The following is an 18,135-nucleotide window of genomic DNA, read 5'->3' on the forward strand; positions in this document are numbered from 1 at the left end:
TGTCGAAGCAACGCCGAAGCCACCGGCGTCACGGCGCCGATACGGGCATCGCGGTGCGTGGTCTTGCCTGCATGTGCAGGTCACGGAGTTCGAGTGTCACCGCTGCGGCGAGGCGGCCTCGGTGGCCCGATACGTGCTCCAGGCGCCATCGAGCGGCGATGGTCGCAAGTGCGAGGGTGGACTCGATCATGCTGAAGGAATCGCCGATGCATTTGCGGGCGCCCGCGGCGAAGGGCAGGAAGGCGTGGCGGGGTGGTTGGGGGTGCGGGGAGGCCCAACGATCGGGGGCGAAGGCTTCGGGGTCGGGGTAGAGGTCGGGACGGTGGTGGATGAGGTACGGGCTGTAGGCGACGCTGGTCCCGGCCGACAGCAGGTACCCGCCGAGGTGCGTGTCGGCGGTGACCGCGCGGGTGAAGAACCAGCCCGGCGGGCGCAGCCGGAGGGTTTCGATGATCACGCGCTCGGTCAGTGGCAGGCGCGGCAGGTCGGCGTGGGTGGCCGGCGCACCGCCCAGGACGGTGTCGACCTCGGTGTGCAACTGCCGCTCGATGTCGGGGTGGCGGGCCACCAGATCCAGTGCTGAGGACAGCGTTGCTGCCGTGCTTTCGATACCGGCCAGGATGAAGGAGACGATCGTGTCGCTGATCTCGGCGCTGGTCATGCCGGGAGTGTCGTCTTCGGGGTCGTGGGCCGACACCAGGGCCGAGAGCAGGTCGCCGTAGTCGGCTCCGTCAGCGCGTCGATCGTTGATGAGGCGCTCGACGGTGGCGTGGAGGCGGGCGCGGGCGGCAAGGTGGGCGCGATTGCCGGGCGTGGGCAGGCGGTCCAGCGGCGGAATCAGGAACATGCGCTGGTAGAGGCTCTTGACCACCGTGGTGACATCGTCGACGAGCCGGCCGTGCGCGGTCGCGGGCAGGGTGTCGGAGAACAGCGTGGCGGTGATGATTCGGGAGCTGGTCGCCATCATCTCGGCGGGCACATCCAGGACCTGGCCGGGAGTCCAGGAATCGGTCGTCTCCTGTAGGCAGGTGGTCATGGAGCGTGCGTAGTCCGGAAGCCGGGCCTGGTGGAAGGCGGGCTGGGAAAGCCGCCGCAGCCGGCGATGCGCTTGGTGCCGGCAGGAGACCAGGCCGTCGCCGATCACTTCTCGTAGGCGGTCGTACAGCGGGCCGCCTTTGTCGAAGATGCGGTCGTCCAGCAACGCTCGCCGGGTCAGTTCCGGATCGCAGATCACGATGACGGTGAGGGGGCCAAGCCGAATACGGACCAGGTCGCCGAGGGCGGGCAGCGAGTTCAGGAACGCCAATGGATCCCGCAGCAGCGGCACGACGTGCCCGACCAGGGGTAGCGCACGGGAAGCGGCGGGAATCGAGGAGATCGTGGGGGTCGTGGGCATGAGGGGTACGTAGCGCAGCCTGGTGGCGTCACACGCGTCCGGCCCGGAAAGCGGCACGTCAGCGGCCGTCACCCGGGCCGCTGTCAGGTTGACGACCAGTGGTGCGCGCACCCCGACCTGGTGAGTTGGCGGTAGCAACGCTCGGGCGTGCGAGGGTGTGACCATGTTGATCGTGATGGCGGGGCTGCCTGGTGCGGGGAAGAGCTCGGTCGCCGAGGCGTTGGGGCGGGAGTTGGCCGCTCCGGTCGTGTCGGTGGATCCGATCGAGGCGGCGATGTGGCGCGCGGGGGTGGCTCGCGAGCAGCCCACGGGCCTTGCGGCGTATGTCGTGGCCGAGGCTGTTGCCGACGGTGTGCTGGCCCTGGGCCAGACGGTGATCATCGATGCGGTCAACGCGGTGGAGGAGGCGCGGGAGCAGTGGCGGTTGCTGGCGGCTCGTCATGGTGTGCCGGTGGCGTTCATCGAGGTGGTGTGTTCGGACACGGCGGTGCATCGCCGGCGGCTTGAGGGCCGGTCCCGGGGCGTCGAGGGCTTCCAGGAGCCGACGTGGGAGGCGGTGGAGCGGCGACGGGAGGAGTTCGTACCGTGGTCGGATCACCGGTTGGTGCTGGACAGCGTGATCGACCTGCCATCGAACGTCGCGGCGGCCCTGGGGTTCCTGGCCGCGGCGCCCTGACTACTGAGCGAGCGGCTGGACGGCGGGCCTGATGAGGAGGGGCGGCCGCGGCTGATGGATCACCCGTACTCCGTCGCATGCCGCTCGTCTCAGGACTGGGCCTCGTACCATCCGTTCGCGTCGCCGCCTTCCGAAGGCGTCGTCGCCCTCGCCGAACGGGGACAGGATCAGCCACACCAGGCATCGACACGGTAGACGGCGGGGTGCAGCAGCGACGCGGTGGCGGTCGAGAGCGGCCGGTGGGAAATGCCGACGCGTGTGTCAGTGGGGCCCCGTACGGTAGCGGCATGTCATCGTCTTCCGTCCTCACCCGTCCCGCGCTCGAAGCGTCCTGGATCAACTCCAGGATTCGTGAACTGATGGACGAGCCGTACAGCGAGAAGCGTGCGGCCGAGTACCAGCGGCTGCTCGTGCTGTGGGACGAGGCGAGCGGGCAGGTGTCCGGGGGGCGTAACCCCGAGTTCGTGACCGCGGCTTGAGCGTTCGTCGCGGGATGCGTCCGCTGTGTGTGCTGAGCTCGGGGCTGTGCGGGGATTCCGGTTCCGTGAGCCTCCGCCGTCTTGAATGCGCAGGTCAAAGGGCTGGACTGTCCGGTTCTCGGGGTGGTCACGCTGGTCTTGGGCGGCAGGCTGCGGAGTAGATCGTCCGTCGGCGCGGCCGGGCTCGACTTGAAGTGAAACGCGATGCGGCAGCGCCGGTGGAGGTGCGCGCTCCCTCCTCCCTCATTTCGGCCCAGGTGTCTCCGGAATTGGCTTGATCCGTCCATAGCGGCATTTTCGGGCCAGCCCGCAGGGTTTTGGACTTCCTTGTTTCCCTCCGCATGAATAGTCGGCGTTGTGGATAGCCTCTGGCTTTGTTCGGCCTTGTTCGGGTCGAATTCATGCCAGGTAAAGCCGCATTCCACGAGGAATTCGTACGGGCGGCCACGGGAAGGGATCGGCAGCGTGAGCCAGCAGGCCGCACCAATGCTCGACACCGAGCAGATGGCCCAGTTCGAAAAACTCGGGTATCTGGTACTCCCCGCCTTCCTTCCGCCCGCGCTGGTGGCGCGGCTGGAGCCGGAGGTCGACCACTGGGTGGACAGCGGGCTACGGACGGACTCGATCGAAGCCTGCCGCGACCCCGAGTCGTTACGACCGCCGTCGGTCATGGAGATCGAACTCCCGGCCCACGGCGAGCTTGTCGCACACCCTCCCCTGATGTGGCTGCTGGACCAGCTCATGGGGAATGACTTCGTCTTCCATCATCTGCACAGCGTCCGGCTGGCCCCGGACGCCCCCGGCAAGAGCTGGCACCACGACTACGAGCGGCCCGCGGGTCGCGGTCGCAGCCATCTGATGGTGCACGCCCTGCACTACCTCGGCGGCCTCGACGCTTCCCAAGGCGGTCTCGCGCTGCTCCCCGGCTCGCACCAGGAGCAGGCGGAGAAGGCCGCACGCGCCCGGTTCGGCTGCACCGAACTGCCGGGCGAGGTCTTGGTCGACGACCTGCCGCCCGGTTCGACCGTGCTGATCCACTCGGCACTGTTCCACACCCGGCGCCCGCCACGCGTCGCGGGTCCCGCGGCGGGCGGGCCTCGCTACATGGTCGACGGTTCGTACTGTCAGACAGGGGTTCGCTGGCAGCCGGTGAAGCCGTACTGGCGTCAAATGCTGGCCCGGGCAAGGGTCTTGGGCTTGGATCACGGCAAGTGGCCGGAGCTCTTCGCCGACCACCACTTCACCGAGTACGCCGTCCCGGCCTGACGTTCCCGAGAGGCACGAACATGATGACCGTCGCACCTGTCTCGTTCGACGAGGTACTTCACCGCTTCCACGAGGAGCACCCGCTCGACCGGGAGTACGAGGGGAACACCAACGACGAGGCGGTGGGGCACCTCCAGGACGCGGACCGCACCATCGGGCGATGGAACAAGGTCCTGCTCGACAGGAGGGACCTGCGCGGCATCATCCTGCCGTGGCATCTCGGTGAGGGCGGGGAACGGGAGCTCATTCCCACGAGCGGGCTGACCGTCGCCCGTACGGTAGCGCTGCTGCGCGCTTCCGGTGCGGCGTACACCCGCTCGAATCCGGTCTGCGGTCGCAAGATCGCGCGCCAGGCGACCAGCGCCTTCACCCCTGTCTTCCTGAGCGTCGGGCCGGCGCCGGGCATCGACTACGACGGTCTGACGGTCAGGCACGGGCTCACCCACCTGGACGGCCTGCACCGCATGGTGTCTTGGGAACTCCACGGCAGGGTCGATTCCGGCACCCGGATCCAGGCGTACGTGGCCGGAGGGCCCGTCGTCGGATCCGGGGCCAGGACCGGGGCCGGGGTCGGCGCCAGGACCGGAGCCGGATCCGGATCCAGGGCCAGGACCGGGGCCGGATCCGGATCCAGGGCCAGGACCGGGGCCGGATCCAGGGCCGGGAGCCTGACCGCTAGCCGCGGCCGACGTACGGCATAGCGGCCGGCATCACCGTGACGGACTGGATGTTCACGCCGACGGGGAGGTTCGCCATGGTGACGACCATGTGCACGACATGAGAGACGTCCATCGTCGGCTCGACCCGGAGGGATCCGTCGGCCTGCCGGACCGGCGGTTGTTCACGGCCCACCGGCGTGACGTTGCCGATGTCTATCTGACCGCACGAAATGTCGTACCGGCGTCCGTCGAGCGACAGGGAGCGGGTGATCCCGGCGACCGCGTGCTTGGCCGCGGTGAAGGCGATCGAGTCCGGGCGCGGGACGTGGGCCGAGGGAGCGCCGTTGTTGATGATGCGGCCGCCGCGGGGGAGCTGGTCCTTCATCATCCGGTACGCGGCCCGTGAGCAGAGGAAGGTTCCCGTGGCGATCGAGTCCAGCACCCGCCGCCAGTCCTCGACGGCCACGTCCTCGGTCGGCGTGTACGGCATCGTGTCGGCCGCGTTGTTGAACAGTACGTCGATGCGACCGAACCGCTCAGCCACCTCGTCGAACAAGCGCGTGACGGCATCGGCGTCGGTGATGTCCGCGACGACCGGCACGGCCTGGCCGCCTCCGCGCCCTTGTTCCGCACCCGCCCGGGCGAGTTCCGCCGTTTCCTCCAAAGCGTCCTTTCTCCGCCCGGCCAGCACCACCGACCACCCGTCCGCGACGAGCGCCAGGGCGCAGGCACGGCCAATGCCGCTGCCCGCACCGGTAATGACAGAGACCTTATGGACCTTTTCGGCCACGAGCACTTCCCCTTACAGGAGCAAGAATGAGTCTCGGAAATCCCACCGCCCCTACCGTTCACGGTGTTCCTGAAATCGGGAACACCAAAACAAGCCAAGCCCTGTTCGAGCGGGCGAAACTCTCACTGGCCGGCGGGATCAGTTCCTCGTCCCGCCTCACCTCTACGGGTACCCGCCCGTATCCGCTCTACATCAGCCGCGGCTCGGGGGCACGAATCGTCGACGTCGACGGAAACGAGTACCTCGACTACCTCATCTCCTACGGCAGTGCGATCCTCGGGCACGCCGCTCCGGCCATCACCTCCGCGCTGACCTCGGTGCTGGAGAACGGCACGATGTTCGGCACCTGCAACGTCCCGGAGATCGAACTCGCCGAGCTGATATGTTCCTCGGTCCCCTGCGCCGATCTGGTCCGCTTCTCGAATTCCGGCTCCGAGGCCGTCCTCGGCGCGATTCGCACCGCGCGCGGATTCACCGGCCGTTCGAAAATCCTCAAATTCGAGGGCCACTATCACGGGTGGACCGACACCCTGGCGATCTCGAACCGCCCCACCGCCGCGCAGGCCGGTCCCTACGAATCGCCCGCGGCCCATCCCCACTCCCCGGGAATCCCCCAGGGCGTCGTGGACGACGTGGTGGTCTGCCCGTGGAACGACGTGGACCTCCTGCGCACGGCGCTCGACGCGCACCGAGGCGAGATCGCTGCCGTGATCTGTGAACCGATCGTGGCCAACAACGCCTGCACGATGCCGCTCCCCGGCTACCTTGAGATGCTGCGCGAGGAATGCACCGCGCGCGGCATCCTGCTGATCTTCGACGAGGTCTGCACCGGCTTCCGTACCGGCCCCGGAGGTGCCCAGACGCTCTTCGGAGTGGTCCCGGACCTCGCGGTCTACTCCAAGGCCCTGGGCGGCGGACTGCCCATCGCCGCCTTCGCCGGCCGGTACGACGTCATGGACAGCCTCGCCACCGGCCGGGTCAAGCACGGCGGCACCTACAACGGCTCCCCGCTGTGCGCCGCCGCCTCCCTGGTCACCCTCACCGAGTTGGCCGACCCGGCCGTCACGGCGCGGATCGACGAGACCGGGCAGCGCGTCATGGAGGCCATCCGCAAAGCTGCCACGGATCATCATGTTCCCTGCGCGGTGCAAGGCGTCGGGGCGATGTTCCAGGTCGTGTTCTCCACCGACGGTGCACCGACGCGGCACTACCGCGACATCTTCCGCCTCGACCAGCACCGCTACGACGCCTTCCGGTACGCCCTCCTGCAGCGTGGCATCCACGCCAACGGCTTCGGGCTGGCCTGCTGGTTCGTCTCCACCGCTCTCACCGAATCCGACATCGACGAGACCTGCCTGGCGATCGACGAGGCGTTCGCCGCGATCCGCACGGCCTGACGGAGCGGCGGTTGAGGAGCTGGGTGGGGTGTGATCGGAGCCGGTGGAAGGTAAATGCGTCGACAGCGCCCTTCGGTACCCGGCAAAGTGGCCGCCCGTGACGAGCAGTGAGCTGTGGACCCGTGCGACCGCCGACCGCTACGACGCCGAGGAGACCGAGACGTTCTCGGCCGCCGTTCTCGGACCGACTCTCGCCTTCCTCGACGAGCTCGCCGGAGACGGCCGGGCACTGGAGTTCGCCATCGGTACCGGACGAGTGGGCGTCCCGCTCCGGGAACGCGGCGTGCCGGTCGTGGGCATCGAACTGTCCGAGCACATGGCGGCGGTGCTGCGGCGCAAGATCGACGAGGACACGCTCCCGGTAGTCATCGGGGACATGGCCACCACGGTCGTTCCCGGTGAGTTCACCCTGGTCTATCTCGTCTACAACACCATCACGAACCTGCTCACGCAGGACGAGCAGGTCGAGTGCTTCCGCAACGCCGCTCGCCATCTGGCGCCCGGTGGCCGGTTCGTCATCGAGCTGGGCGTGCCGCCGCTGCGGTTCCTGCCGCCCGGCCAGGTCGCGGTGCCGTTCGACGTCTCCGAGCGGCATCTCGGCTTCGACACCTTCGACCTCGTCGAGCAGGTTCTCGTCTCGCACCACCTCACCCTCGACGGCGACGACGGCCGCTACCGCCGTGACAGCTCCCGGCACCGCTACGCCTGGCCGGCAGAGCTCGACCTGATGGCACGGATCGCCGGGCTCGATCTGGAACGCCGCGTCGCGGACTGGGACGGGGCGCCGTTCACCCAGGACTCCGCGAAGCACATCTCCGTGTGGCGCAAGCCGATCTGAGGTCGTGAGGAGTTCTTGGACGCAGCTTGTGTGCGTCGTCGTGCCCGGGTAGGAGCTTCGCGCCGTTGCCGGGGCGTCTTCTGTTGGCTGCCCAGATGGTCAGTGCGCACGCGGCGAACCCTGCGCCGAGGAGGCTGGAGCCCGCCCAGCCGTGGGTGGTGAAGAGGGTGGTGGTTGCGGCCGCACCGAGGGCGGAGCCGAGGGAGTAGAAGACCATGTAGCTGCCGATGACGCTGCTGACGCGGTCCGGATGCGCGGCGGTGAGCAGGTGCTGGTTGCTCACGTGCACGGCCTGGACCGCGAAGTCGAGGACCACGATCCCGAGGGTCAAGAGCCATAGCGACCACGGCAGCTGGGCGAGCGCCGCCCACGAGACGATGAGCAGGGTCAGGGCGAATCCGGTGACCGGGCCCGCCCTTCCCGCGTCTGCCCATCGTCCGGCGCGTGCGGCGCCGAGCGCGCCGGCCAGTCCGGCGATGCCGAACAGTCCGATCTGGCTCTCGCTCAGCTGCCACGGCTTGTCCGCCAGCGGCAGGGACAGTCCGCTCCAGAGCGTTCCGAACGATGCGAAGAGGAAGAACGCGATGAGTCCGCGCGTCAGGAAGGTGCGCTCCCTGAACAGTCCTCCTTGCGAGGCGATGGCCTGCCTGTACGTCGTGGGGGTGGCGTGCGTCGCGGGCGTCGCCGGCTTCCCGGGTCGGTTGGGGCGCTGCTCCGGTGGGAGCACAGCGAGGACCAGGGCCGCGAGTCCGAGGGAGACCGCGGCCAGTACCGCGTAGACACTTCGCCAGCCCCACACGTCGGCGAGTACGCCGGCCACCGCCCGCGCGCCGAGGATGCCGACCACGACGCCCGCGGTCACGACGCCGATGTTCCGTCCGCGTTCGTCGGGTGGCGAGGTCGATGCGACGTAGGCCACCGTGATCTGTACGACGACGGCGAACACCCCGGTCGTCGCGAGTCCCACGAACGCCACCCATGTGGTCCATGCCGAGGCCGTCAGGATCATGCCCGCTGCGGTGATCGCCAGGTGCACGGCGATGAGCCGGCGCCTGTCGGCCAGGTCGCCGAGCGGAACCAGCAGCAGGAGGCCTGCCAGGTAGCCGAGCTGGCCGGTCGCGACGATCCATCCGGCGAGCCGTGCCGGTACGCCGAGGTCGTGTCCCATCGGCTGCAGTACCGGCTGGGCGGCATAGATGCTCGCCACAGCGACGCCGCACACCATCGCCAGCAGTAGGCGCCGCCATGCGTTCATTCCGCCCCAGCCCCAATCGGTAGCATATTGCAACTGATTCGACCGTACGGCATGATGGTTTCACTTCGCAACCCATTGGGAGAGGTCATGCCGCGCACCACGACGGGCACCCTGGAGCTCGACTGGACCGACCCCGACTGCCCCGTCGCCCGCACGCTCGACCTCGTCGGCGACAGGTGGAGTCTTCTCGTCATCCGCGACGCGATGGACGGGGCGCGGTCGTTCACCGAGTTCCAGCGACGGACCGGCATCGCCCGCAACATCCTCACCGACCGCCTCCGCAAGCTCACCGCTCACGGGCTCCTCGCCCAGCGCACCGCACCGTCGGGGCGCCGCCAGGAGTACGTGCTCACCGATGCCGGGCGCACCCTCTTCCCCGTCATCCTCACCCTGCGGCAGTGGGGGGAACGGCACACCTTCGCCCCCGGCGAGGCCCATTCCGTCCTCGTCGACCAGAACGGCGCCCCCGTGCCGGAACTCGCGCCCACCGGTGCCGACGGCACCCTCCTCGACGCCGACAACACCCGCGTGGAGAAGACCGGGTAGCAGGAGGACGGCGCCGCCGCTCCTCGGCTCAGGCCCGGGCGGGCCGGTCGGGGGCCGGGAGGTACGGCAGCGGGCCCGGCAGGCCGACGCCGGTCGGACGATCCCCGTCCTCGCACCGCATGACCTCACGCTTCACAGCTGGTGAGTCCAGGCGATCACCAGTACGACGCCGGCGCCGGTCGACGCCACCAGGGCGAGAACGGGCCACAGCCCGACCTTACGACCCCACATCCCGCCCGCCAGACGGGAGTGCAGCCGGCTCAGCTGCCCCAGGGCACCGAGCCCGAGAGCAGCGAAGGGCAGGGCGACGAGGAAGTGCACGACCCATGCCCCGCCCATGGTCGGCCCGCCCCAGGAGTGGTCGTACGGGCCCTGGTCGACCAGCGGGTAGAGGACGCCACGAAGAACGAGCAGGATCTCGACACCCAGAGGGACGAGCGCCAGCAGTCCCAGCGGTACGCACAGCAGCGCATGGGTCAGCAGCCGTCCCGCGCCGGGCTGCCGGGACGACGCCCGCGCGGTGAGAACGTGGCCCCCTGCTCGGGCCCACCACGCACCTGCCCTGTCAGAGCGTCCCGCCGCGACCGCTCCGACGGTCACGACCGCAGCAGGTAGCAGCACCAGGGCGTACCCGACCCGGCGCGCGAATCGTGCGGCAACGGCACCCGAATCGGATGCGGTCGCACCGTCGTCCGCGCGCCTCGAAGCAATGAACGGCATGCCCTGCCCCTACTCTCCCGGTCATCGGCCCTCTGCCGACGACCGGGAGAGTAGGGGCAAGGTTCCGTCCACCACCTCACACCGTGGTGCCGCATCGGCCCCCTACCTCGGTAGGGGGCCAGGGTGTTGGTGCGGGTGAAGAGGGAGGTGGTCCGCCCTCGATTCGGGGCCGGAGTGCGCTGCTGCCCAGGCTCCGTCGAATGGTGCGGGCCACGGGGCGTGAGTGCGCCGGGCGGCCGTGTCGGTGTACTGACGGCGGTGCCTGTGTCAGCGGCCCTGGATCGGTTCAAGGAACTCAAGCCGGTTCCCCAGCTTGTCGAACGCGTAGAAGCGATGGTGACCAGGGAAGTTGTCGTCCCACGTCACGTCCACGCCGTTGAGTTCCAGTTGTTCGGCGAGCGCCTTCAACGACGTCACGAGGATGCCCGGATGCGCCTTCTTGTTCGGGCGGAAATCCTCCTCGACTCCCAGGTGTACCTCCAGGCCGCCACCGCGGAACCAGCAGCCACCGCGGGCGGCGAGCACCGGAGGCTTCTCCAGCTCGGTCATCCCGAGGACACGGCCCCAAAACTCGCGGCAGAGCTCCTCGGCTCCCGGAGGCATGGCCAGCTGTACGTGGTGCAGGCCGTCGAGGGAGTACCGGGGGGTCTCCTGAGTCACATCTCCTCCTCGATGGAATCTTGACGTCAAGATAATGAGGTGGGGATGCGTCCGGCAAGGCCTCAGGCACTCTGACACTCCGGCATTCAGGCCCGGCGGTGTCGCAACGCCGCCTCACTCATCCGGCTGCCCCGTCCCCGTCGTGTATCGCCGCGAGCTCCGCGATCAGGTCCGCGTCGCGCATTCCGGGCAGGGAGTACCCCTCGGCCTCGTCCCAGGGGACATCGAGGTCGTCCATGTGCACGCGCCACTCGGCGTCCGGTACGGCCCGGCGAAGCTCCGTCACGGAATCCAGCACATGGGCGATCACCGGCATCAGACGACCGGGATTGAACGGCATCTTGGTGGACCCGGCGATGACCTCCTCCGGCGAGTCCGCATCCCGGTCGTACAAGTCCAGTGATTCCTCGTCGTCGTACGGAAACGACGCCCTGTGCACGGCGACGACGCGGTCGACGGAGCCCGACTCGGCCTCGGTCAGCGGAGTCGTGCGGCGCGCGCTGTAGTAGAGAGAGACGCTCATGACGCCAGCGTAGGGCGGGGGTCTGACATTGATACTCGTAGCGGGTTCCGGGGGTCGTGGCTCAGGGTCTGACTGACGCTCTGCTGGGCTGTCCTGCGACTGTTCTGTCCGGCCGCCGGAACCCGTTCTCCATGGCTCCGGCCAGGTGGAGCATGACCTGATAGGAGCTTGGCCAGCGGCCCCTTCAATGTCCTGTCTGACCCACCCGGCCGGCGTCACCTCCGGCCCGGAAGGCAGCACACACGATGACAGCGACGACCACACCCGTCACCGAGCTGGATGCGGTGTTCGGCGGGGTGGATTCCCACGCGGACACGATCCACGTTGCTGTCGTCACCGACCGGGGCGGCCACGTGGCGGACGCCGAGTTCCCGACCACGGCAGCCGGATACCCTGCGGCGGTCGCGTTCCTGAGCGCCCACGGCACGGTGACCGCCGTCGGTGTCGAGGGGACCTCCGCCTATGGTCTCGGGTTCACCCGCGCCGCCCGCCGCGCGGGACTGACCGTGGTCGAGGTCAACCGGCCCGATAAGGCGGAGCGTCGCCGGATCGGCAAGTCCGATCCCATCAACGCCTGCGCAGCCGCCCGCGCCACGCTGTCCTGGCGGGCAACGGTCATCCCCAAGGACGACAGCGTCAGCGGCATACGCGCGTTACACAACGCCTCCAGGTCCGCGGTCAAGGCCCGGACCGCCGCCCTGAACCAGATCGCGCACATCCTCATCACCGCCCCGGATGACATCCGCGTCAAGTACGCCGCCCTGCGCGGCAAGACGCAGGTCGACGCCATCGCCCGGCTGCGTCCCACCGGCGACGGACCACGCGTCGCCCTCCTGACCGCCCTGAAGCTTCTCGCCCGCCGGGTCCGGGCCCTGACCGCAGAACACGACACCCTCGCCACCTCCTTGGACACAGCCGCCACCGACAACAACCCGGCCTGCGCGCCGCGTTCGGTGTCGGTCCGGACACCGCGGCCCAGCTCCTGGTCACCGCCGGAGGAAACCCCGACCGACTGCGCTCAGAGGCTTCGTTCGCGGCCCTCTGCGGCGTCGTGGCGGGTTCACTCATAGACGGTGGCGGCCTGAAGGGCTCTGGCCAGGAAAGTCCAGTCCCCTTCCTCGGGGAGCTTCTTCCCGGAGTTTCGATACCAGCCCGGCGAGTCATCCACCCAGGCCGCGAGGGCCTCAAGGAAGCGGCCGAGGCTCTGGTTCTCCCACTCGTGCCCCCGGCGGAGGTAGTCCTGGTGCAGTTCCCGGACGGCGGCGACCAGCTCGTCGCGGCTGCGGATCTCGCTGTCGGGAGTAAGGGCATGGAGGGAAGGTACCTCGCTCCTACGACTCCCCACGCTTGACGATCAATAGGAGCATCAGCGCGGGCCGGCCGGCGGCGGCGCGACGTCCGTGACGACGTATGAGAAGCCTGTCGAGGTTCAGCGGAGCCGGCGTGCGCGCAGGACCACGTCGTCGGTGTGGTGGGCGCCGGCGCCACCCTCGGGTGCCACGCGTGGCCGTTGCTCGTCCACCTCGATCGCCCAGTCGTCGTCGAGCAGACCAAGGACCATCGAGGGCCAGACGTAGTCGGCCGGGTCGAAACCGCTCTCGTCTGCGTGGTGGGTGTCCATCCCCGCGTGATGGACGAGCAGCAGCACGCCACCGGGCGCGACGGCCGCAAGCAGGGCTCGCTCGGCCGCGGCGTCGGGAGTGCGCAGCAGGGCCGGGTACTGCGCGGAGACCAGGTCGAACGAGGCCGGCGAGAGCTCTGCCTCCGTCAGGGTGGCGTGCACCCAGCGGACCGCGACACCGGCGTCCCGCGCATGCCCGGCCGCCCGCTCCAGCGCCACGCCCGACACCTCCAGCGCGGTGACGTCCCAGCCGCCGCGTGCGAGCCAGACGGCGTCCGCGCCCTCCCCGCAGCCCACGTCCAGCACCCGCCCGGGGGTGAGCCCGGCGACCTCGGCCACGAGGGCGCCGTTGGGACGGCCGCTCCACAGCTGCCGGCGATCGGCGTACCGGCTGTCCCACTCCGCTCGTACCGCGGGGTCTCCGAGGTATCCGTCGCCAGGCGCATGGGTACCGGACGTGGGCGATCCCGCCCTGGTGTCGTCAGTCATGCGCCCCACCGTCGCCGAACGCTTCCCGGTCGCGCCACTCCTGTTGCCGGTTCGGCAAAGCGCTGTCGTCGTCCACGGGGCGTGGCGGGGGCGAGGCGTGCTTGAAGCCTCCCTGACGGCGGGGGAGGGTGGATCCATGGCATGGACAGCACCGCAGGTCGAGCGCACCAGGCAGCTCGGCGACCTGGGCACCGTAACCGAGCGTCAGATGCTGGAGGGGTGGCTGAGCTGGCACCGCGAGACGTTGCTGGCCAAGTGCGCCGGGCTTGAGCCGGCCCAGTTGGTGCGGACGACCGTGGAGCCGTCGGATCTCACCCTTCTGGGCCTGGTCCGCCACATGGCAGAGGTGGAGCGATGGTGGTTCCGGCGCGGTTTCGCGGGTGAGGCCATCGGCGATGTGTTCACCGGTCCGGCAGACGGCAACGAGGGGCTCGACGGAGTTCGCGCCGCCGACGCGGAGCGAGACTTCGGAGTGTTCCGGGCCGAGGTCGAGGCGTGCGACGCGGCGGCGGCCGGCCACGACCTCGACGAGACCTTCCCGTCCTCTTACGGAGTTCCTCTCAGCCTGCGCTGGGTCTACGCGCTGATGATCCAGGAGTACGCCCGCCACAACGGCCATGCCGACTTCCTGCGGGAGCGGACCGACGGGGCGACGGGTGACGGGTGACTGAGCGGTTCCCGCCAGGGCCTGTGGTGAGAGTGCCGACGGGCCGGACCAGGTGATGCCCAGGTCCGGCCCGTCGTCCGCTCGTCTCTACAGGTCGAGCTGGTACTGGACCGTCGTGTGTGTGGGCACGTAGTCGAGGCTGTCGCTGATGCGTCTCATGTGCGTGTTGCTGTCGGCGGTGTCGGTCAGGAGGCCACCGAGGTCCGGATAGCGCCCGTGGGCTTCTCGGATCGACTCGGCCTTCATCCATCGGCCGAGGCCGTGTCCCCGGTGCTCGGGCAGCACGCCGGTGCCGTAGTGCTGGCCATCACCCGTGCCGTTGCCGGGGACGACGAGTTCTGTGAACCCGGCGATCGAGCCGTCGGTCGTGTCGATGGCGACGACCGTGTGCAGCTGGTCTCCGCGGTCTCGAACGGCCCTCGCTGCGGCCCGGACCCGGTCCACGTCCCAGGTGACGGTGCCGTAGTCGGTGTCTTCCATGGGCATGTCGTCCATGGCGCGGCGTGAGGCGGCGAACGTCTGGGCGAGGTCGTCGGGGACGGTTCCCCGCCATGACGCCAGCCGGTAGCCGGGGTGCGGACGCTCGATGATCTCGGCCAGGTGCTCTTGTCCGCCGTCGAACAGGCGCAGAAAGGCCGTCCCAACGGGGATGGAATCGGCGTCGGATGCCAGCCATGCAAGGCGTCGGCTGTGCGCCCCGTGAGCGGGGTCGGTCAGCGGGGTGATGCGAAGCGACAAGGTGTCTCCGTCGTGAGGAGGTGGCGAAGGTCAGTACGCGGGCTCACCTGCTGGGCACTCGTACGCATGCGCTCCACACCTCCTCGTCGACAGTGCCGGTCCGGAACAACGTGGACGGCTCGGGCGAACGTAGCCGGACCATCGGTTCCTCGGCAAAGGGTTAACCGAAGGCAGGCGCGACCGTGGGGTCACAGCCACTCGTTACTCCGCAGAGTGCCGCTCGCGGGAATCGCTCTTGCCGAACGCCGGGGGCCGGCCGCCGGGGGAACCTCGCTTCTCGCGGCCTCGTTCACCCTGCGCGCAATTCGCGGTCGGCAGAAGCAGCTGGACTGTCGCCGGCCCCGCGTTAGCGTCGTTTCATGGAACTCACCCAGGTCACCCCTGCTGTCTGGCAACTGGCCTTCCCGGTCGGCCATGTCTACTTCGTGCGCCTGCCCGACGGTTACGCTCTGATCGACACCGCCATGCCGGGGTCCGCCCCCGCGATCCTCGACGCCCTGACGCGGCTGGGCGGCCGCTCGCAGGACCTGCGGCAGATCGTCCTCACCCACTCGCACATCGACCACATGGGCTCGGCTGCGGATCTCGTCGAGGCCACCGGCGCCCGCGTCCTGGCCGGAGCCGTGGACGCCCCGTTCATCCGTGGCACGGCACCCGAACCCCAGCCGGTACACACCGCACCGGAACGCGCGCTTCACGAGCAGATCGTGGCCGGCTTCTCCGATACGTACGCCCAGCCCCTGCGCCATGTGCCGGTGGAGACGGAACTCCACGACGGAGACACCATCGACGGCTGGGGCGAGCCCGTCCACGTCCTGCACGTGCCCGGACACACCCCGGGAAGCATCGCGCTGCACCTCCCCTCCAGCGGCGTCCTGTTCCCGGGCGACATCGTCGCCACCGCGGAGGGCCGGGCGATCCTCGGCCCGTTCAACGTGGACAGGGAGCAGGCCATCGCCTCCTTCCGGCGGCTGGCCTCGCTGGAGGTGGACACGCTGTGCGTCCCGCACGGCGAGCCGGTGCTCAAGGGCGCGAGCGAGGTGCTGCGGGCGGCGACTCCGGAGAACGACTGGGTGTGAGTCGAGCGCCCTGTTCCTGTTCCTGCGCCCGGGCTGCTACGACCGTGTAGCGGTCCCGCAGCCTTCGTGCCCCTCCCCCATCGTCGTACTGCGGTCGTACGGATCGACCGTCCGGCCGTCCGTGCTGCCGGCCTCCGACCCTCCCCCGCCGAACTCCGGCCTGAAGTACCCGGTGGCCTTGCCGCAACCACCGTTGGTCATATGGGTCTTGTACGAGAGGAGGGTGAAGGTGCCTTCCTCGGTGGTCACCTTCATCGGATCGTCCCAGCTCACCACCGTCTCCCGCCGCACGATCGTGCGCACGACCTCGTCGCCGCCGCCCGCCGGTGCGGACGCGTACACGAACGTGACGTCGGCCGTCGCCTCAAGGGCCCCGAGCTTCCCCTCCCCGTACGTGATCCGCCCGCGGGTCTTGACCACATCCCCGACCAGACGCGCCTGCGCCGGGTCGAAACGGCTGAAGAGGAGCCGCGGGTCGTCGTCGTCGCTCGGAGTGCGTAGCGCGGTCGACACGAAGGTCCTGACGTCCTGCTGATGCGGGTTCATCAAGGAGATGGCCTTCTCCGGGCGGCCACCTCGCAGCACGGACGGATCCAGGCTGGACGCGGCGAGGAAGTCGCGTGTCCGCGCGAGCGCCTGCTGCACCTCCGCCTTCGTCAGCCACCCGGTCGCCTTCGCGGCCGGGATAGTGATCCCTGCCGTGCCGTTCGCCCAGCGCGCCGCCGGGGACCCCCGGAACGGGTCGTCGAGTGTGGCCCGCCGAGCCGGCTCGTCGGCCGGCGCGCCCTCCGGTCGTTGCGACTCCTGCGCCAAGGTCTCCCCCGTCGGGCCCTCGTCACCGGACCACCCGACGAAGCCTCCCGGGTCCACCGCCACGACCAGCAGGGCCACCGAGGCCAGCAGCCCGGCTACGTACCAGCCCTTCTTCCTGCGTCGCGGCCGGACGGGTGTGTGCGCCCGCCAGGGCGTCGGCTCCGCGGGCTCCGTCCGCAGTCGGCCCGCCATCTCGCGGGCCCGCGCGGACGGTTCCTTCGGCGCGTCCCCGGCGCCGTCGACCGTGGTGCGCAGGAACTCCTCCCACACCTCGTCCGGCGCCGACGAACCGCCCTGCTCCCCACCCGTGTTCACGCCCGACCCCTCACACCGCGTACGTTCCTGGCCCTCCCCGGGGCCACCGCATGATCGCACACCTCCACGGAGCAAGTCCGCGCAGCTCAGAGCGGCTTCGGTCAGGGTCTGCGAGCTGATCAGGGCCGTCTGGTCCTGGTGGCCGGGACGTCCGGGCCGCAGGAGATGCGGGCCGCCGTCAGGACGGGACTCCCGTCGGCGGGCGTGCAGGCGGCCCTGCAGGCGGCCCTGCTCGCGAGCAGGACGACCACGGCATCGCCATCGGTCGGAAGGGTCTTGTCCGCTGGGCGGCGCGGTCCGGCACGGGACTTGAGCCACTTCAGAGCTCGGGCACGCCCTCCGGCGGCGATCGCCGTGACCGCCCGCGGTCAGCCGCGTACGTGCAGGTCGAAGCCCGTGCGGCCCGCCGGCTCCAGGCCCTCCTTCAGGAGCAGCGACGGGATCTCGTAGTCACCGAAGTTCTGCCGGCGGAACGCGATCGGCTCGGTGGACTCCAGGGTGAGCAGACGCTGCTCCCAGGCCTTGGCGACGTCCGCGTAGTCCTCGTCGCTCATCCGGTCGGTGCCGTGCAGCACGAACGGCGGCAGGACCTCGATGCCCGGGTAGTAGAGGATGCCGTGGTGGATCGGGAACAGCAGATCGTCGATGGGGCCGTTGATCCCACGCGCGGCGTAATGCGACTCCGGGCCGCCGACGGTCACCGACAGCAGCGCCCTCCTCCCCGCGAGGGTGCCCTCGCCGAAGCGCTCGCCGTACTTGGTGTCGCTGTGCTCGCCGACGCCGTACGCGAAGCGGTACGTGAACACCCGGTCCACCCAGCCCTTGAGGATCGCGGGCATCGAGTACCACCACAGCGGGAACTGGAAGATGATCGTGTCCGCCCACAGCAGCTTCTCCTGCTCGGCGAGGACGTCCGGGGTGAGCGTCCCGGCCTCGAAGGCCCGGCCCGAGTCCCGGGCGACCCTCAGCGGGCTCGACGCCGCGGGGCCGTAGTCCGCGGCGTCCACGACCGCCTTCCAGTTCATCGCGTACAGATCGCTCACCCGTACCTCGTGGCCGGCGGTCTCCAGGGTGGACACCGCGAGGTCCTTCAGCGAGCTGTTGAGCGACTTCGGCTCCGGGTGGGCGTGGACGATCAGCGTCTTCATGGGAACTCCCTCGGATCACATACGTTCGGATCGGATGCCTTCGATTCTGGGAGCTGCGGC

20 protein-coding genes and 1 pseudogene are annotated in these 18,135 nt (G+C 69.5%); 10 read left to right on the forward strand and 11 right to left on the reverse strand.

Translation table 11 applies throughout. The features are described 5' to 3' along the window. Nucleotides 1-28: 28 nt before the first annotated feature. Complete coding sequence (locus ACZ6K0_RS34455) at nucleotides 29-1,396, reverse strand: cytochrome P450 (protein ID WP_469230480.1); 1,368 nt, start codon at nucleotides 1,394-1,396, stop codon at nucleotides 29-31. Between the two features lie 163 nt (nucleotides 1,397-1,559). Between ACZ6K0_RS34455 and ACZ6K0_RS34460 the strand changes: the two genes are divergently transcribed. The 4 genes from ACZ6K0_RS34460 (at nucleotide 1,560) to ACZ6K0_RS34475 (ending at nucleotide 4,518) form a co-directional block, all read left to right on the forward strand. After that, nucleotides 1,560-2,072, forward strand: a complete 513-nt coding sequence (locus tag ACZ6K0_RS34460; protein WP_469230478.1) for a P-loop nucleotide/nucleoside kinase family protein — start codon at nucleotides 1,560-1,562, stop codon at nucleotides 2,070-2,072. Nucleotides 2,073-2,359: 287 nt separating this feature from the next. Then, nucleotides 2,360-2,551: a hypothetical protein gene (locus tag ACZ6K0_RS34465; RefSeq protein ID WP_469230476.1), complete on the forward strand. Its 192-nt coding sequence runs from the start codon at nucleotides 2,360-2,362 to the stop codon at nucleotides 2,549-2,551. Nucleotides 2,552-3,016: 465 nt separating this feature from the next. Continuing rightward, nucleotides 3,017-3,817: a phytanoyl-CoA dioxygenase family protein gene (locus ACZ6K0_RS34470; protein ID WP_469230474.1), complete on the forward strand. Its 801-nt coding sequence runs from the start codon at nucleotides 3,017-3,019 to the stop codon at nucleotides 3,815-3,817. Nucleotides 3,818-3,840: 23 nt separating this feature from the next. Beyond that, nucleotides 3,841-4,518 carry a DUF6309 family protein gene (locus ACZ6K0_RS34475; RefSeq protein WP_469230472.1) on the forward strand — a complete coding sequence of 226 codons (678 nt, stop codon included), beginning with the start codon at nucleotides 3,841-3,843 and terminating at the stop codon, nucleotides 4,516-4,518. Here ACZ6K0_RS34475 and ACZ6K0_RS34480 read toward each other — a convergent pair. Then, complete coding sequence (locus tag ACZ6K0_RS34480; RefSeq protein WP_469230471.1) at nucleotides 4,493-5,266, reverse strand: SDR family oxidoreductase; 774 nt, start codon at nucleotides 5,264-5,266, stop codon at nucleotides 4,493-4,495. The two genes, ACZ6K0_RS34475 and ACZ6K0_RS34480, sit on opposite strands and share 26 nt — an antisense overlap. A 26-nt stretch (nucleotides 5,267-5,292) precedes the next feature. Here ACZ6K0_RS34480 and ACZ6K0_RS34485 point away from each other — a divergent pair, with 26 nt between their 5' ends. After that, nucleotides 5,293-6,663: an aspartate aminotransferase family protein gene (locus ACZ6K0_RS34485; RefSeq protein WP_376411627.1), complete on the forward strand. Its 1,371-nt coding sequence runs from the start codon at nucleotides 5,293-5,295 to the stop codon at nucleotides 6,661-6,663. Between the two features lie 97 nt (nucleotides 6,664-6,760). Beyond that, nucleotides 6,761-7,501 (forward strand): class I SAM-dependent DNA methyltransferase, encoded by a 741-nt coding sequence (locus ACZ6K0_RS34490; protein ID WP_469230469.1) that lies wholly within the window; start codon nucleotides 6,761-6,763, stop codon nucleotides 7,499-7,501. On the opposite strand, the gene ACZ6K0_RS34495 is transcribed toward ACZ6K0_RS34490, so the two are convergent. After that, the gene (locus ACZ6K0_RS34495) at nucleotides 7,452-8,756 is read right to left on the reverse strand and encodes an MFS transporter (protein ID WP_469230467.1); all 1,305 of its coding nucleotides are present in this window, start codon (nucleotides 8,754-8,756) and stop codon (nucleotides 7,452-7,454) included. The two genes, ACZ6K0_RS34490 and ACZ6K0_RS34495, sit on opposite strands and share 50 nt — an antisense overlap. An 87-nt stretch (nucleotides 8,757-8,843) precedes the next feature. Between ACZ6K0_RS34495 and ACZ6K0_RS34500 the strand changes: the two genes are divergently transcribed. Beyond that, nucleotides 8,844-9,302: a winged helix-turn-helix transcriptional regulator gene (locus ACZ6K0_RS34500; protein ID WP_469230465.1), complete on the forward strand. Its 459-nt coding sequence runs from the start codon at nucleotides 8,844-8,846 to the stop codon at nucleotides 9,300-9,302. A 132-nt stretch (nucleotides 9,303-9,434) separates the two neighbouring features. Here the strand turns inward: ACZ6K0_RS34500 and ACZ6K0_RS34505 are convergent, their stop codons facing one another. The 3 genes from ACZ6K0_RS34505 to ACZ6K0_RS34515 all read right to left on the reverse strand — a co-directional run bounded on the left by ACZ6K0_RS34505 (nucleotide 9,435) and on the right by ACZ6K0_RS34515 (nucleotide 11,205). Beyond that, nucleotides 9,435-9,902: a hypothetical protein gene (locus ACZ6K0_RS34505; protein ID WP_469230463.1), complete on the reverse strand. Its 468-nt coding sequence runs from the start codon at nucleotides 9,900-9,902 to the stop codon at nucleotides 9,435-9,437. A 387-nt stretch (nucleotides 9,903-10,289) separates the two neighbouring features. After that, complete coding sequence (locus ACZ6K0_RS34510; protein WP_376411767.1) at nucleotides 10,290-10,625, reverse strand: VOC family protein; 336 nt, start codon at nucleotides 10,623-10,625, stop codon at nucleotides 10,290-10,292. 175 nt (nucleotides 10,626-10,800) lie between these two features. Further along, entirely contained in the window at nucleotides 10,801-11,205 is a 405-nt protein-coding gene (locus tag ACZ6K0_RS34515; protein WP_376411615.1) for a hypothetical protein, read from the reverse strand. Between the two features lie 245 nt (nucleotides 11,206-11,450). On the opposite strand from ACZ6K0_RS34515, the pseudogene ACZ6K0_RS34520 reads away from it, so the two are divergent. Next, nucleotides 11,451-11,915: pseudogene (locus tag ACZ6K0_RS34520) on the forward strand (IS110 family transposase); the annotation flags it as partial. Nucleotides 11,916-12,265: 350 nt separating this feature from the next. Here the strand turns inward: ACZ6K0_RS34520 and ACZ6K0_RS34525 are convergent. Together ACZ6K0_RS34525 and ACZ6K0_RS34530 are read right to left on the reverse strand one after the other, a co-directional pair. Further along, a complete protein-coding gene (locus ACZ6K0_RS34525) occupies nucleotides 12,266-12,550 on the reverse strand; it encodes a DUF7660 family protein (protein WP_376411609.1) in 285 nt (94 codons plus the stop codon). Nucleotides 12,551-12,634: 84 nt separating this feature from the next. Then, a complete protein-coding gene (locus ACZ6K0_RS34530; RefSeq protein ID WP_469230461.1) occupies nucleotides 12,635-13,315 on the reverse strand; it encodes a class I SAM-dependent methyltransferase in 681 nt (226 codons plus the stop codon). Between the two features lie 136 nt (nucleotides 13,316-13,451). On the opposite strand from ACZ6K0_RS34530, the gene ACZ6K0_RS34535 reads away from it, so the two are divergent. Further along, a complete protein-coding gene (locus ACZ6K0_RS34535; RefSeq protein WP_469230460.1) occupies nucleotides 13,452-13,982 on the forward strand; it encodes a DinB family protein in 531 nt (176 codons plus the stop codon). An 87-nt stretch (nucleotides 13,983-14,069) separates the two neighbouring features. On the opposite strand, the gene ACZ6K0_RS34540 is transcribed toward ACZ6K0_RS34535, so the two are convergent. Next, nucleotides 14,070-14,720, reverse strand: coding sequence for a GNAT family N-acetyltransferase (locus ACZ6K0_RS34540; protein ID WP_376411599.1), 651 nt, complete (start codon nucleotides 14,718-14,720; stop codon nucleotides 14,070-14,072). 359 nt (nucleotides 14,721-15,079) lie between these two features. Between ACZ6K0_RS34540 and ACZ6K0_RS34545 the strand changes: the two genes are divergently transcribed. Further along, nucleotides 15,080-15,799, forward strand: a complete 720-nt coding sequence (locus ACZ6K0_RS34545; RefSeq protein ID WP_469230458.1) for an MBL fold metallo-hydrolase — start codon at nucleotides 15,080-15,082, stop codon at nucleotides 15,797-15,799. A gap of 36 nt (nucleotides 15,800-15,835) precedes the next feature. Here the strand turns inward: ACZ6K0_RS34545 and ACZ6K0_RS34550 are convergent, their stop codons facing one another. Together ACZ6K0_RS34550 and ACZ6K0_RS34555 are read right to left on the reverse strand one after the other, a co-directional pair. Then, a complete protein-coding gene (locus ACZ6K0_RS34550; RefSeq protein ID WP_469230456.1) occupies nucleotides 15,836-16,927 on the reverse strand; it encodes a hypothetical protein in 1,092 nt (363 codons plus the stop codon). A 368-nt stretch (nucleotides 16,928-17,295) separates the two neighbouring features. Further along, on the reverse strand, nucleotides 17,296-18,075 hold the full coding sequence (locus ACZ6K0_RS34555; protein WP_376411590.1) for an NAD(P)H-dependent oxidoreductase: 780 nt from the start codon (nucleotides 18,073-18,075) through the stop codon (nucleotides 17,296-17,298). Nucleotides 18,076-18,135: the final 60 nt, after the last annotated feature.

Source organism: Streptomyces sp. NPDC042346, from assembly GCF_055581845.1.

Bases quoted from the DNA above. Each gene is read 5' to 3' on its own strand.
- ACZ6K0_RS34455 (WP_469230480.1), bottom strand. From the start codon at position 1,396: ATGCCCACGACCCCCACGATCTCCTCGATTCCCGCCGCTTCCCGTGCG.
- ACZ6K0_RS34460 (WP_469230478.1), top strand. From the start codon at position 1,560: ATGTTGATCGTGATGGCGGGGCTGCCTGGTGCGGGGAAGAGCTCGGTC.
- ACZ6K0_RS34465 (WP_469230476.1), top strand. From the start codon at position 2,360: ATGTCATCGTCTTCCGTCCTCACCCGTCCCGCGCTCGAAGCGTCCTGG.
- ACZ6K0_RS34475 (WP_469230472.1), top strand. From the start codon at position 3,841: ATGACCGTCGCACCTGTCTCGTTCGACGAGGTACTTCACCGCTTCCAC.
- ACZ6K0_RS34485 (WP_376411627.1), top strand. From the start codon at position 5,293: ATGAGTCTCGGAAATCCCACCGCCCCTACCGTTCACGGTGTTCCTGAA.
- ACZ6K0_RS34495 (WP_469230467.1), bottom strand. From the start codon at position 8,756: ATGAACGCATGGCGGCGCCTACTGCTGGCGATGGTGTGCGGCGTCGCT.
- ACZ6K0_RS34500 (WP_469230465.1), top strand. From the start codon at position 8,844: ATGCCGCGCACCACGACGGGCACCCTGGAGCTCGACTGGACCGACCCC.
- ACZ6K0_RS34510 (WP_376411767.1), bottom strand. From the start codon at position 10,625: ATGCCTCCGGGAGCCGAGGAGCTCTGCCGCGAGTTTTGGGGCCGTGTC.
- ACZ6K0_RS34515 (WP_376411615.1), bottom strand. From the start codon at position 11,205: ATGAGCGTCTCTCTCTACTACAGCGCGCGCCGCACGACTCCGCTGACC.
- ACZ6K0_RS34530 (WP_469230461.1), bottom strand. From the start codon at position 13,315: ATGACTGACGACACCAGGGCGGGATCGCCCACGTCCGGTACCCATGCG.
- ACZ6K0_RS34535 (WP_469230460.1), top strand. From the start codon at position 13,452: ATGGCATGGACAGCACCGCAGGTCGAGCGCACCAGGCAGCTCGGCGAC.
- ACZ6K0_RS34545 (WP_469230458.1), top strand. From the start codon at position 15,080: ATGGAACTCACCCAGGTCACCCCTGCTGTCTGGCAACTGGCCTTCCCG.
- ACZ6K0_RS34555 (WP_376411590.1), bottom strand. From the start codon at position 18,075: ATGAAGACGCTGATCGTCCACGCCCACCCGGAGCCGAAGTCGCTCAAC.